The 13,815-nt window shown below is 42.5% G+C and carries 15 protein-coding genes and 3 tRNA genes; 8 read left to right on the top strand and 10 right to left on the bottom strand.

Going from position 1 to position 13,815, the window contains the following annotated elements; translation table 11 throughout:
* Positions 1-5 precede the first annotated feature (5 nt).
* From DMB44_RS07850 to DMB44_RS07865, 4 genes are all read right to left on the bottom strand, one after another.
* Positions 6-1,571, bottom strand: a complete 1,566-nt coding sequence (locus DMB44_RS07850; RefSeq protein WP_110642489.1) for a DUF2079 domain-containing protein — start codon at positions 1,569-1,571, stop codon at positions 6-8.
* Between the two features lie 62 nt (positions 1,572-1,633).
* The gene (locus DMB44_RS07855) at positions 1,634-2,386 is read right to left on the bottom strand and encodes a class I SAM-dependent methyltransferase (RefSeq protein ID WP_110642491.1); all 753 of its coding nucleotides are present in this window, start codon (positions 2,384-2,386) and stop codon (positions 1,634-1,636) included.
* A 401-nt stretch (positions 2,387-2,787) separates the two neighbouring features.
* Positions 2,788-2,860 (bottom strand) — tRNA-Thr (locus DMB44_RS07860).
* 52 nt (positions 2,861-2,912) lie between these two features.
* Entirely contained in the window at positions 2,913-4,178 is a 1,266-nt protein-coding gene (locus DMB44_RS07865) for an alkaline phosphatase family protein (protein ID WP_110642493.1), read from the bottom strand.
* A gap of 138 nt (positions 4,179-4,316) precedes the next feature.
* Here DMB44_RS07865 and arcC point away from each other — a divergent pair, with 138 nt between their 5' ends.
* On the top strand, positions 4,317-5,234 hold the full coding sequence (gene arcC / locus DMB44_RS07870) for a carbamate kinase (protein ID WP_110642531.1): 918 nt from the start codon (positions 4,317-4,319) through the stop codon (positions 5,232-5,234).
* Here arcC and DMB44_RS07875 read toward each other — a convergent pair.
* Entirely contained in the window at positions 5,221-5,874 is a 654-nt protein-coding gene (locus DMB44_RS07875) for a phosphoribosyltransferase (RefSeq protein WP_110642495.1), read from the bottom strand. The genes arcC and DMB44_RS07875 overlap by 14 nt on opposite strands.
* Before the next feature lie 24 nt (positions 5,875-5,898).
* Complete coding sequence (locus DMB44_RS07880) at positions 5,899-6,375, bottom strand: NUDIX pyrophosphatase (protein WP_110642497.1); 477 nt, start codon at positions 6,373-6,375, stop codon at positions 5,899-5,901.
* A 140-nt stretch (positions 6,376-6,515) separates the two neighbouring features.
* Between DMB44_RS07880 and DMB44_RS07885 the strand changes: the two genes are divergently transcribed.
* From DMB44_RS07885 to DMB44_RS07895, 3 genes are all read left to right on the top strand, one after another.
* Positions 6,516-7,004 carry an adenosine-specific kinase gene (locus DMB44_RS07885; RefSeq protein ID WP_110642499.1) on the top strand — a complete coding sequence of 163 codons (489 nt, stop codon included), beginning with the start codon at positions 6,516-6,518 and terminating at the stop codon, positions 7,002-7,004.
* Positions 7,004-7,076 (top strand) — tRNA-Arg (locus DMB44_RS07890). The genes DMB44_RS07885 and DMB44_RS07890 overlap by 1 nt, the downstream gene beginning before the upstream one ends.
* 29 nt (positions 7,077-7,105) lie before the next feature.
* A complete protein-coding gene (locus DMB44_RS07895) occupies positions 7,106-7,936 on the top strand; it encodes a TatD family hydrolase (protein WP_110642533.1) in 831 nt (276 codons plus the stop codon).
* Here DMB44_RS07895 and DMB44_RS07900 read toward each other — a convergent pair.
* On the bottom strand, positions 7,927-8,418 hold the full coding sequence (locus DMB44_RS07900; RefSeq protein WP_110642535.1) for a hypothetical protein: 492 nt from the start codon (positions 8,416-8,418) through the stop codon (positions 7,927-7,929). The genes DMB44_RS07895 and DMB44_RS07900 overlap by 10 nt on opposite strands.
* 295 nt (positions 8,419-8,713) lie before the next feature.
* Between DMB44_RS07900 and DMB44_RS07905 the strand changes: the two genes are divergently transcribed.
* Positions 8,714-8,788: transfer RNA gene (locus DMB44_RS07905), tRNA-Arg, on the top strand.
* 264 nt (positions 8,789-9,052) lie between these two features.
* Here DMB44_RS07905 and DMB44_RS07910 read toward each other — a convergent pair.
* Positions 9,053-10,063 carry a PTO1314 family radical SAM protein gene (locus DMB44_RS07910; RefSeq protein WP_110642501.1) on the bottom strand — a complete coding sequence of 337 codons (1,011 nt, stop codon included), beginning with the start codon at positions 10,061-10,063 and terminating at the stop codon, positions 9,053-9,055.
* 266 nt (positions 10,064-10,329) lie between these two features.
* On the opposite strand from DMB44_RS07910, the gene DMB44_RS07915 reads away from it, so the two are divergent.
* Complete coding sequence (locus tag DMB44_RS07915) at positions 10,330-11,145, top strand: MqnA/MqnD/SBP family protein (RefSeq protein ID WP_110642503.1); 816 nt, start codon at positions 10,330-10,332, stop codon at positions 11,143-11,145.
* A 203-nt stretch (positions 11,146-11,348) separates the two neighbouring features.
* Here DMB44_RS07915 and DMB44_RS07920 read toward each other — a convergent pair whose 3' ends face one another.
* Positions 11,349-12,026: a phosphoglycolate phosphatase gene (locus DMB44_RS07920; protein ID WP_110642505.1), complete on the bottom strand. Its 678-nt coding sequence runs from the start codon at positions 12,024-12,026 to the stop codon at positions 11,349-11,351.
* Positions 12,027-12,063: 37 nt separating this feature from the next.
* Here DMB44_RS07920 and DMB44_RS07925 point away from each other — a divergent pair, with 37 nt between their 5' ends.
* Positions 12,064-12,339, top strand: coding sequence for a ribonuclease P (locus DMB44_RS07925; RefSeq protein WP_110642507.1), 276 nt, complete (start codon positions 12,064-12,066; stop codon positions 12,337-12,339).
* Here DMB44_RS07925 and DMB44_RS07930 read toward each other — a convergent pair.
* On the bottom strand, positions 12,329-12,556 hold the full coding sequence (locus tag DMB44_RS07930) for a hypothetical protein (RefSeq protein ID WP_110642509.1): 228 nt from the start codon (positions 12,554-12,556) through the stop codon (positions 12,329-12,331). The two genes, DMB44_RS07925 and DMB44_RS07930, sit on opposite strands and share 11 nt — an antisense overlap.
* Before the next feature lie 224 nt (positions 12,557-12,780).
* On the opposite strand from DMB44_RS07930, the gene DMB44_RS07935 reads away from it, so the two are divergent.
* Positions 12,781-13,383: a hypothetical protein gene (locus DMB44_RS07935; protein WP_110642536.1), complete on the top strand. Its 603-nt coding sequence runs from the start codon at positions 12,781-12,783 to the stop codon at positions 13,381-13,383.
* Positions 13,384-13,815: the final 432 nt, after the last annotated feature.

A 13,815-nucleotide genomic window follows, 5' to 3' on the forward strand; every position in this document is an offset into this window, starting at 1 on the left:
ACGGATCATTCCACCAGACGATTATCCTGAAGGTGGAGAACCGGCCCTTTGTACCCCCTTTCTATGGCTATTATACCATATTGATCAAATAACAGACCATAGCCATTATGCAGCTCGTACTGTATGAGAGATTGCATGGAAATTCCGACAGCAGCGGTCTGTTCATAAAATGGATTACACATATCACCTATTATATAGGTAAAGTTCGCCTTCAGCAAGGCGCCAAGATTACCGACCAAATTGTATGAATATAGGAGATAAGCATTTCTGAATTGGAAGTAAGGAGGATATATATTGTTCTGAAGCAGTATGCTAGACGAATGATTCAGATATGCACGCAGGGAAAATACTGCGATTGATGTTTCATTATAATTGAATGAGTATATGGATTCAATATTCCCAAAGCTATTCTGCGAAAAGATTGGGCTTATTGGGCCGAGTAAAAAGTTGACCGCTATTAACATTATGATCAGAGATACCACGATACCTTTCTTTATCTTCTGATTTGATAAAATCCCGCTGCTGGCCATCTTTGAAATCGAGAACGCTGCACCTGCCACTAGCACAGGGGCGAACATAGCAGTATACTGGTAACCGGCGATGAAGTATGCTGCGTTTCCTGAAAAGAAGGAGAATAGAAGATATGGTATTATGGGCAGGATGAGTATCGGGTATCTGAATGCAAATACCCCGCCACCAACCAGCATGAGAGCCACCATAAGTAGTTTTACGTAAACATATTGATCGAGCGCACCAAGTGAAAAAGTAATGTTATATCTCTCCTTCAGATAGATCATCAATGAATGCAAGCTCACCAGATCTATGCTCTGCCCAGATATGATTCCTTTTATATGTTCTGCGATGATGAGATAAATGATAATTAGAATGGAGGAAATGAAAAGGAAAGGAAGAGTAACTATGCTAGTCTGTGATTCCACTTTGTGATGATCGTTCCACAGTTTTTGAAGATATATTGAGATGAGGAGTAAAACCATTATCACTGAGAAGAACGCATGAAGTGATATCGAAAGTGCCAAGAATACCAATGAAAGTATTTTATTGCCTCGCATGAGGAAATAAAAAGTGAATAGATAGAACAATGGAAATAAGGCCATAAGATGAAAATCAAAACTTATTGGGCCAATCAGAATCACTGCGAATTCGAACAATATCATAAGAAGCAGACCCAATTGTCTATGACTTTTGCTTCTGTCAAGCATCTCATATATCATATATGCCGGTACACCAGCAAAACCTATGGCAAACGCCTGAATCACAAGAAGCGTTGTGTTATGAGGATAAACGGAGAAAAACGCGAGCAGCAGGAACATGAAGGGCGAAAAGTGATTCCCCAAGAAGCTTCCATTCAGAAGATTCGTATGGAACAGCGTTCCATGCATTGCACTGTATAATGCTGAAGAATATATTCCAAGATCAAAGCCTGTAGCATCCTGGACCAGATATCGCATTATAGAATAATAAGAAAACAGAATCGAAAAACCAAGGGAAATCAACACCGCCACAACGAAATAAGGATCAGAAAGATGAGTCTTCAATGGCCTGTCTCTCATGCCTGAGAAATATGATCAAGAAAGATATCAAATTTTCCTATTTATACAGCCCATACGATATTTTAGATGAGCCTTCCTATGAAAACCTTTGTCGTGTATTTCAGGACTATCTTTCCATCTTTCTGATTTGTTTTGAACAGATCTTCGAGCCTTGAAATGGCCTCCCTGTACCTCGGATCGCTCTCCTGGAGGCTGTAAGAATTGGACAGATATCTGCCGATCAATCCGTCTAGATCCAGAGCTTGAAAATTGTCCATCTGATAATAATCATAGTCGTAATCAAAAAAACTGTATATCCTTTCAGCAGGTATGGCTGTGCTTCCAGTGCCGTGATATCCCTTGCTGAATTCCCGCACCAGCTCTTCATACTGCTGGGTGAATGGATCACGCACATCCCTGTCGTTCCAGATGAGTACAACCATGTTTGGTGCCTTCAGTATCCTTCTGAATTCCCTTTTAGCTCTATCCATATCGAACCAGTGAAAAGCCTGGCCAGCTGTGATGACGTTCACAGAATGATCATTGAGGTGAGTTGATTCGGCCTTGCCGACAACGAAACTTACATTGCTATACGAAGAAAGAATCTTCTTCGCGACTGCCAGCATATCTTCGTTGGGATCAACACATATTACTGGATTTCCATTTTCAAGGAACAATCTTGCAAGTATGCCGGTACCGCAGCCTATATCTGCGATAACCATATCCTTATTGAAACCGTATTTCTCCTTAAGAAGCCTGATTATCTCTATGGGATAAGCTGGCCTGTATTTCGAATAATTTTCTGCCTTACCTGTAAAATCGCCTTCTGCAACCATCCATTTTACCTTTTCAATACCATGACCAATTTGCCTTCCGGCTTGAGCCTAATATCTCATCAGATATGCACTTAGACCTAATCACGACGATATCGATGCATACGGATCTGCAACGGACTCCAGCGCCGTGCACTTATTGGTCATGCATCTTAATCATCGCAACTGGGATCATACGCGGAATTTACCCTTGACGGGATCTTAGCATCTCCTTTCAGTCTAGAGCCGTCTGCCTGTATGGGTATATTCTGACTGTAGTGGCCCTATTTCTATCAATATCGCAAAATTTTTATTAAATCTTTCCGTTGATAGAGATCGGTATCCCTCATTGCTGAGCGTTAGAATTTTACCGATCCACTCATAATTCTAACTTTGCCTATAAAAGAAAGAACATCTTCATAAGAAGCCACTGGAGGGCATCGATCCCCCGACCTGCTGATTACAAGTCAGCTGCTCTACCAACTGAGCTACAGTGGCTTATCCGTCAGGAAATTCAATTTTTGTATATTATTTTATCTTAACCGATGCTTCAAAAGATCTCTGAGGCCTCTCCAAAAACAAGCGGTATGAGCATCTCGCTTTCTGAAAGACCGCCATGCATACCCTTCATATGTGAGTCGCGCAAGCCGGGGAGCTTGTACCAGATCATATCGTTTCTGGGTGGTACTATGAGGAGATTTCCAGCACGACGGAGCGCCAGATCGCCTGTCATATGAGGCCCGAAAAACTGCTGTGATACTATATTTTCCACAAGATCCACCAGTGCGCCCTGAAAATGCTTCTTTGCGTATTCAAGGACGTCATCAAGATGATCCTTCTTTATGAAAAGAAAAACATCCCTTGGACTGCCAACTGGCGGGATCTTGTATCTGCCGTCGCTCTTCAATGAACCGAATATCTTCCTCTTGTCGTTCAGAAATATGGTCCTGGATGGATCTACCTGAATATGACCGTGATCCGACGTTATCACTATCAGCGTATTTCTCAATTTATCCTTTGGAATCTGCCTGAACATGTTTACTATCATATCTGATATTGTGGAGGCTTCTGTCCTGTACATCTCACTTTCTGGCCCGTAGACATGACCGATGTGGTCGATATTATCCACATAGAAGTAATAATAATCGTAGGCACCTTTTAAAATGGCATCTCTGAGCAGGATCAGGCCATCAGTGATGTACGAATATCCCACTATATCCGATCCGTTCTGCACAAGCTTTGTATACTCTCCATTGACTATGTTTGACTTGAGAAATGATACGCTGCGTATCCCTTCAGATCTCAACCTGTGAAATATCGTCTCTCCCCGGAACAGATTTGCCGGGTTCATCGATTCGAACCTCTTTCTGTATCTCCTGATAATGGGCCTGTATGGAAGCGTGAGTGCGACCGTCCTTGCCTCATCAAAGTAAAGTATCCATTCAAGCAATCCGTGATCAGAAGGCGGTAGACCCGTATTTATCGTTGTGTTGGCTGCCGCAGTCGTGGATGGAAATACCGTAGTTATAGGACACACATAGCCGTTCTCCACGAACGCATCCCTCAGTTTTGACCCGTATGATGGATCCATGAATTTATCATAGCCAAAGCCGTCAAGATAAAAGAAAACCACCTTATCGTATGATCCCTTAAAGTACGTGAATATTCGGTCATCTATTCGGGCCTGATTGCCTATGCCGAAGACCTCCAAAATTGAGTTAGGAACGTTGTAGAGATTGAAGCCATTGTAATTGGGTTTTATCCTCTCTTCGTCAATCCTGTTTGCTGTGGCCTCCCTGTATGTGTCTATGATCATAGCGGCAGATCGCTTTATCCATTATAAATATGAGGTGTGATAGGAAATGTATAGAAAATATATAGCAATGTAATCTGCCATGTATATTGACCATCTTTATATATTTCCAAGGGATTATTCACTTTCCCCGGTGAAATGATGAGCAGGATCGTAATAGCCTTGGGAGGAAATGCACTCCTTCAGAATGGAGAAAAGCGGGACTACGAAACGCAGTATGATCACGCCTACAGGACGTTTGAGAACCTGAAATCGGTGACGGAGAACAATGAGGCCGTCATAACGCACGGAAATGGCCCACAGGTTGGAGATATACAGCAGAGCCATGATATTTCAGGAATACAGGCTCATCTGCACCAGAGCGTGGCAATGTCGCAGGGATACATAGGTGAGATACTTGCCAATGCATACAACAACATAAGGACCAAATATGGATTGCGCAAGAACATCTTCACCATAATAACCAGGACCGTCGTGGATGAAGACGATCCGGCGTTCAGTAATCCGGAAAAACCAATTGGCCGATATTACAGCGATGGAGAGCTTGGAGAGGCCAGGAAGAATGGATGGACAATGAAGAAATTCAAGGACGGCTGGCGCAGGGTGGTGCCATCTCCTGATCCAAAAGAGATAGTTGAAGAGCCTGTCATAGAATACCTGCTTCATAATGGAAATCTACCCATAGCGGTTGGCGGTGGTGGGATTCCTGTCGTCTACAGAAATGGTGTCATGTATGGCATAGACGCAGTAATAGATAAGGATCTGGCATCATCCGTTCTAGCCACTGCAATAGGTGCAGATTTCTTCATGATACTGACAGATGTTGATCATGTCTTCGTAAACTACGGAAAACCCGATCAGAGATCGCTTCACGAGGTACGGGTTGATGAAATTGAAAAATACCTTAAAGATGGACAGTTCGGGGAGGGCAGCATGAAGCCCAAGGTCATGGCGGCGATCAGGTTCATAAGGAACGGCGGCAAGAAGGCATTCATAACATCCATAGAGAACAGTGTCAATGCGCTTTCAGGCGGAAGCGGGACGGTCATTGTACGATGACGAAGTCCCTGCCATCCTTTTTCATTCTTCCGAAAACAACGAAATCGTTCAGTATCTCCTCTATGTTCAGAGATGAGACGTCGAGATCGTAATCTTCCTTCAGTATGTCTATGACCTCGTCAGGATTGACCTTATCGGTGAGTGATTTCCTTATCAGATTGTTGAGGTCTTCATAAACGTTCCATGGGAATATGAACCATGCCCAGTTCTTCTCGGTTATGAGATCCGAGTAATAATCTGGAACGAATTTAGATCTGCTTATGTGTAGCATTGTTGCGCTCCTCAACTCCTTCGGCTTGAGGGATTTGACATACTCATAAGCGAGGCCCATACTTTCTCCGGTATCTGTAATATCATCAACAACAAGCACATTCTTGCCAGATAGATCGGTGCTAATCTTGGTTTTCAACACAGCTTCTCCATCCTTTGTTGCGGTTATGCCCCAGTGCTCCGTTTTCACGCTGAGCAGATCCTTGACCCAGAGCCTGTCGGAAAGGATTCTTGCTGGTACCAGACCTCCCCTCGCAATGCCTATGATCGTATCAACCTGAAATGATGCCTGTACCTTTCTGCTGATGTTTCCACACCACCTGTCTATGTCAGCCCAACTGACAAGGGTGGCCTTGAACTTGTTAGCCATGATATCGTGATTATGTGAATGCGTTTAATTCTTTTTGTCTGCATGGTCAGAGGCTTTGCTGCATACGGCGGATGCTATTAGATTAGCTATCCTGACTGCGTCTGCATTCGTATACCATCTCATAGTTCGAACTGCGCGATCCATGCTGACCCATTCATATGCATCATGTTCCCTGTCAACATTGTTGGATATATCGATGGGACATGAATCCCTTACACGTATGGCATAAACATACTCTATGAAATCCATCTCATGGGCTCTGAATCTGAAGGCCATGATCCTGTGAGCGATATGCATTATGCAATCGCTGCCTATACCAGTTTCCTCTCGAATCTCCCTCAAGAGTGCCCTGCCCAGATCCTCACCTGGCTCCACATTTCCGGTGACATTCTGCCAGAAATCGCCGTGTTCCTTATTTCTGTGCAGTATCAGGAATTCAGGCCATTTTCCGCATCTGTAGATAACCGCCTGTACCTTAACGCCCGTTCTTGTGCTTGACATAGCTGCGTTAAATCATGGCATCTAAAAAGGTTTACCGAACTTCGAATGTGCATTCTGGAGTTCTGATCCATCAGACTAAGGGTTTGGGTTTCTCCAGTTCAGCCGTATCAGCAATATCTATAAATCATGTCTAACATTACATGACCGTGTCGATCGAAGCCGTTGATATGGTTATTCCTCCTGAAGCCAACATAATAGTGGGCTACTCCCATTTTATAAAAACTGTGGAGGATCTTAATGAGATAGTGAGAACGCACGTGCCGGGTGCAAAATACGGAATAGCGTTTTCAGAGGCAAGCGGTGACAGGTTGATACGGTTTGACGGCAATGATGCGGATCTTGTCAAGGCATCCATAGAGAATATACAGAGAATTTCGGCTGGACACACCTTCGTTATACTAATAAGGAATGCATATCCCATAAATATACTGAACGCAGTCAAGATGTGTCAGGAAGTCGGAACGGTCTTCGCTGCCACGGCAAATCCTCTGCAGGTCATACTGTATAGGGGCAAAAACGGCAATGGTGTGCTTGGCGTGATAGATGGATATTCCCCGGTGGGCGTCGAATCTGATGAAGACAAGATGAAACGCAGGGAATTCCTCAGAAAGATAGGCTATAAGGAATAGGGCCCGTAGTGTAAACGGATATCACAGGGGCCTCCGGAGCCCCTAATCCGGGTTCGATTCCCGGCGGGCCCGTTATGTGATGTATGGATGGAGATTTCCAGATGGAAAGATACAGCGGAAGGATTTTTGATAATCATTTTCACCTCAATCAGGCTTCTGATTTCGCAGCAGCTGTTCGCATATTCCGCAGCGCTGGTGGAACCTCACTCAACATCACCAATCTGCCCTCTCACGACAGGAAGGAGAATTATTACGAGAGGCTGTACAGAGAAACAATACGCATTGCAGACATTGTTAGATCTCAATTCGGTGTGGAAACTCTGGTCACGATAGGCCCATATCCATTCGATTACTTTTTCTTCGATCAAGCGCAAATGGATCCGATGGAGACGATGAGACATGGACTTGATCTCGCGGCTAGATATATAGGAGAAGGTATTGCAGATGCCATTGGTGAAATAGGCTTTCCGCATATTCCACAATCAGATGAGGTGATGCAACAATTCTGGGAACTGCTTGATTATGCCATGGCTGTAGCGCATGATGTCAAGGCACCACTGGTTCTCCACACCTTCGATCTGTCCTGTGACGATTATATTCGACTGGAAAAGAGAGCAAATTCCTATGAAAATGTAATGCTGGTTAAGCATCATGCTAGGCCAGAGGATCTATCATGCAATACATCCATCTTCAGGTCTATACCAGCTAGTCGCAGGGCGATAAGGGAGGCTTTGAAAATTTCAAGAAATTTTATGATGGAGACGGATTTCATCAACGATCCGAACGATATGAATAAGTTCCTTCCTCCGGACAGCGTACCGAAAAGGGCTCAGATGATCCTTCAGGAGTATGATGACGGTGGTGAAATACTCAACAGGATCTTCAATGAGATCCCGGAATCAGTCTATCAGAGACTAAGAGATCACCAGTAATCTTCGTTTACATACTCATCATAGAGATCCGCGAGCTGATTCTTATTCATCTCTTCATACTTCATTATCGATCTCAGAATTGGCTCTACTTTGGTCCCGCTGTATTCTGTACTCATTATCTGAAGGGCCCTATGGAGATCATCCTCTTCCTTTATAGACTTCAGCAAAACGCTTCTTATATCTGATATCTCCTTCACATCTGCGTTTCTCACGAGATGCTCAATCATCTGATAACTTCTTGACTCAGGCTTGACTGCGTCAAATTCTCCAATTTTCAACGCTTCCTCTATCTTCTTTCTGCTCTGCATCTCCAGATCTGCCACCTTCATCAATATGTTCCTTACATGATCTGGAAGATTGGAATTTGCAATATTTCTATACGATCTTTCTCTCTGGCTTTTCAATTCAGCAAGGCGCTTCAGCAACACCTCGATAACCTCATCATAACTATTTCCTGATATGGTTTTGTATTTATGTGTCATGACAACAAATATCATGAATTCATGGTTAATAAGCTTTGCTATAACAACAGAAAGTCATTGGTATAACAACAGAATAATTATCAATGCATTTATAGAATGGTGCAAAATCAATTCTCCTCCTTAAATCTAATGAGAAACTGGCATCTCCATGCATGCAAAAGCTTCATGAACAGTACATATTAGCGACTGATCATGACCGCCCAGGAGCAGTATGCGACGGCCAGACTCACAGCAGATCACGGAACATAAGGTTAATTCTAAATATTTGGTTTCAATAGCGTTAGGTCAATTTGATGGGCGCATGGCCTAGCCTGGATAGGGCAACAGCCTCCTAAGCTGTAGATCAGGGGTCCAAATCCCCTTGCGCCCGTATCCCGAGTTTTAGCATTAACGCTGATGATTATGATATTCTCAATCATGATGTTTATTGGCAGATCATATTGATCTCAGCAATCCTCTGCATGCGGAAAGATTCTCGAAAATAGTTAAACGTTGATACAGAGGCAAGTTCAATGAACAAAAGCAAAAACCCATTCATGGAAATTTGATGGATAAGGCGTATACTTTGTGTGTTGTCTTTTCAATGGCCGATTCAGCATTTGAATTGAAGTTCATCCTGTTAGGTGCTGATTCGTCAGAATATTGAGGCTATGTAGTCCACTATGCTTCCAAATATCCTTTCGTTCACCATGGACGGTTTTCTCCAAGAGAATATTGAAGGCTCAAGATAGCACGATAGAGAGCATTTGTTGCATGATTCGTAGGGCTTCCAATCATATGTGTTCCATAGATTCCTTATATCTGTCTCCCAGACTTTCTTATCGCCGGCATATTCATTCAGAACGTAGCAGGGCATGACGATCCTGCCCTGTGGATCTATGTTCACTGTTGACCACGGCCTGCAAGCCCACTGTATTCCATAGTACCATGAGTTGACAAGCGTTTCAAAATATTCCCTGGAGTTAACTATCGGTGCACCATCTTCCTTCATCTTCTTCAAATCTAAAAGAAGATTGTAGAGCTTCTGCCTATCCGGCGAAAGTTTGTCGGCTGTGCTGTAATCATAAGAAACCTGTATATTGATCCCAACGCGGAGTTCCTCGGCCAGATTCACAACGTATTTAATATCGTCCATATTTTTTGTGGTTATGGTTGTGCTCATGGCAACTGGCACATACTTCTTTGCCTCCTTTATACCCTCTATGGCGTGATCGAATGAACCGTCCACACCACGCTGGTCATCATGTGTTTCTTTGCGGCCATCAATGGAAACGAAGAGGTAATCTAGGTATCTTGCAATTGATGATGCACGATTCTTGAGCAACCATCCATTGGTCACCAGAGACGTGTGGAACCTCCTGTGCGATTCCCTTAGTATATCCTCAAGATCGTTTCTGAGCAGTGGTTCGCCACCTTCGAAGCCCATGAAAGATACTCCTGCCGAAGCCAGAGCATCCATCATCTTGATCTCATCGTCCAGTGAGAGTAGTGTTTCATCCTTCCTTCTCCAGAAAGGGCACATATCGCACCTGAGATTGCAGGTGTAGAGGAGCTTGTGTCCGGCTATAAATGGAAGCTTCTTTCCGGACAGCGTGTAAAGCTTCCTCTTTATTGTTCTCCCGATAACGGGTTCGATTATGGCCATTAATTTATCAATCAAATTAAATATTTAAACTTACGTTAATTGCTTTCCAGCTGAATCCTCAAATCAATCATCTCAGCAAAGAAACCTATGCCTGTACGATTAAAGGCTGTACAGCCCATATTCCTGCTTATCTTGAATTTTTAACAACAATCCCAAACGAAGAAGACACGTGAATCTAATCGTTGAAGCAGTTTATTCTTGAAGCTTCTTCCGAACACCTAACTTTTCCATAAACAATAATATATGTCATGATGGGATAGCGTATCATGAAGATAACGGTTGCACATACCCCTGATCCAGACGATGCCTTCATGTTTTATGCCATGTTTCAGGGCAAGATAAAGACAAAGCTGCAGTATGAGCAGATAATAAAGGATATAGAGACCTTGAACAAGGAATCTATGGATGCCAGGTATGAGGTTACTGCCATTTCAGCCAACGGATACGTGCAGGTCAGCGACAGATATATGCTTACCAGATCTGGAGCGAGCTTTGGAATAAGCTATGGCCCCATCGTGGTGGCTGCTCATAATGTGGATCTTTCCAGGGCAAAAATGGGTGTGCCTGGATATATGACATCATCATATCTTCTGTACAGAATGTTCGGACCAGAGGCTAAGGATTATATTGAAATAAGGTTCGATAAGATCCCAGATGCAATACTTAGTGGGGATATTGATGCGGGTATACTCATACATGACGAGCAGTTGACCTACGAAAAACACGGGCTGAAGAAAATATTCGATATATATGAAGCATGGAGAGAATACGCCGGAAATCTACCAGTCCCTCTTGGGTTTAACGCAATAAGAAAGGATCTTCCCAAACAGACGATAGCGGATTTCCTAGACGATTTCGAGCGATCAATAAGGTATGCTATGGCGCATGAGGATGAAGCGGTAAGATATGCGATGCAGTATGCGAGATACACGGATATGGAAATGGAGAAGAAATTTGTAAGGATGTACGTGAACGATCTTTCCATCGATTTCGGAGAAACCGGCCGAAAGGCTCTGGAACTTTACTATAAACGCGCTGAGGAAAAAGGCCTTATAAAGCCATTCAAACCTGAAATCGTCTGATTTTTCTTTTTATATGGATTTTTAAAGTTTAAAAAGTGCCGACTGTTAGAATATTTTCAAATGGAAGACATTCTCTGCGGAAGAAGCATCGCGAACATCAATGTGAGGGGTGACTGGATTTCTGCAAATGCAGATGGATCTCACCTGAAGTCCTATCTGAAGTCCGAGTAAGTATTCAACATGAGAAGTTGCGTCAGGACTATCTACCGTATCAATCCGAAATGCTTGAAAATATCATCGATTTCCTCTCCATATGAATAGTCTGAAACATAATCGCTCATGGACCTTATGTTATCAGTTGCATTTGCTGGGCATGCTTTCCTGACCGGAAGCTGAAACATAGGCATATCATTGTTTGAATCCCCGATTACAAGTATTTCATCAAAATTCAAAGAGTACTTCTCCCTGAGTTTTTTCACCGCGAAGGCTTTATCCTCACCCGCATTCATCAGATGCCATGAATAGCCGCTATAGAATATCACGAATCCTCTAGCTTCAGCCTCACGGCGAACATAGTCAACATCCTCTGGATCTATATCGAAGCCTGTTGAGGCTTCTCTCCATTTGTTGGTGAGTATGCTTCTCATTGACGTCTTCTTTGACATCTCCTCCAGAAATTTGTTTGTGCCCTCATTGCTGAAGAATTTCTGTATTGAACCGTCATTATCATACATTATACCGCCATTTTCGCCGAAAACTGGACCGTTTATTCCAAGAAATATCTTCAGTGCATAGACAACTGGAATTACGTTGCCACTCAACAGTGATACAAGCAGGCCGTTCTTCTCGGCTTTTCGAATGCTCTGAATGGCTGATGTTGATATGAGGCGATCTTTATCGGTCAATGTTCCGTCGACGTCTATTGCGGCTAACCTGATCATGCGTGGAAATTGTTATGATACTAATAACGATTATTGAATGTTGATAACAAAAAAGGATATTGAGGCAATTGCGAGATCGCGCATAGATAAGCTGCATCGTTATGCATTGAACACAGGCGATAGAAGATATATAATTCAGATGGAAAGAATAGCCAAAAGAATGGACATAACATTACCGGCGATCATTAAAAGGAGTTACTGCAAAAGATGCAAGAACCCTTACAGAGGCGAGATCATCAGAATAAAGAAAAATCTTGTAACTGTAAAATGCCCTGTTTGTGGAGATATAAGGAGGTTCCAGATCAATCGCTGACTGTTTCTATCTCAAACAGCACGTTGAAACCGGCGAGGGTGGCATGTATCTTATCGGCAAACCAGATGGCGTCCTCTGGTGTTGCGCCGTTTCCCCATTCATAAACCATATCCTGCTCTCCTATGACTGGTTTGAAACCAAGCGATCTAAGCCTGTTTATGACCTCACTAGGTCTCGCACCTTCGCTCGAGAATGAGACCTTTATGTAAGTTTTCATTGATATCCATGGGTCATTTTCACTTAATATAAAAGATTTGTTCAGTCAAAATGGATAACATATATAGGATTAGGTAGAATTTATTCATATAAAATTGCAATTTGTCTATTTTCTAGAAATTTTTATATCTTTTTATAAAGCGATAGCGCCTCTCGAATCGAGCAAATTTTTTAAATTTTGTTTTGATTAACATCCATCGAAATTCTGCCTCAAAAGTGTTGAAGATGAAACCTATAATTGTGAAAAAGGGCGATATAAGGAGGCTTCTTAAAGAGAGCGGTGAGATCGATGGCAATGATGGGCGCATATCCGTGGCAGCCAGGATACTCTATGAGTTCGGAGATCGCATAGTATTTGTGAAGGCCTATGAGAATGAAGACATAGATCTGAAGATAAAAAACAGGAAGAATGATTACAGATACGTGAAGGTCATAGGCTCACAGAATGGAGAGTTTCACATAATAGATCTTCCCATCGGAGAAAGAAAAATTGGGACGGATACTTTATATAACAAGATCATTTCAAGCGAAACGTTTGGATCAGGCATAAGAAATGAAATTCTGAACATGATAAGCTTCGAGATGAAGCGAAGAAATTCAATATGGATACTTGTGGACAAGGAGAATCATGCATATTATCCATTTACCACACATTCAATAACGGAAATAATCCTCCATGACGTGGAATACAGATTTGAGAGAGGTATGATTGAAAGGACTATTGAGATAAAGGTTCCAGTACAGTTCATAGATAACTACTGGCAGAGATACCTGAAGTCAAAAAATAGAACACCAGGAGAAGTTTGGGCGTCTATGATCGTGCAGTAATACTGTGAGCTGTTCCTCGCCTAAGCATCGTATCTTACTTTCGAGGAGAGATCTCTGATTCTAAGGGCATATTCCGTATAAGCTTTACATCGTAGATATGTACAGGCGTATTTCCGAACTGCAACATCCATAATGTTATCGGTCATGTAAAATTTTAATGAAATCTTATAATCCGTAATTCTAATAACTATTTATACAAATACTGTATTATATTATTAACTATGAAAGCAAATGCTGTATTAAATCTACTACGAATATCATGAAAGACGCTTCATGTATACGCCTCAACGGGGAAAAAAGTTCATTGGAGATAGGCTATGAAAACGATGAGAACTGAACAGATCTTTATCCATGATAATGGCGTAATATCCAGAATGTGCCATGTATCAAAGAACCTATATAATCAGGTAAATTATATCCTAAGAAACCAGT

The organism is Thermoplasma sp. Kam2015 (assembly GCF_003205235.1).
In the GTDB taxonomy this organism is placed as follows: Archaea; Thermoplasmatota; Thermoplasmata; order Thermoplasmatales; family Thermoplasmataceae; genus Thermoplasma.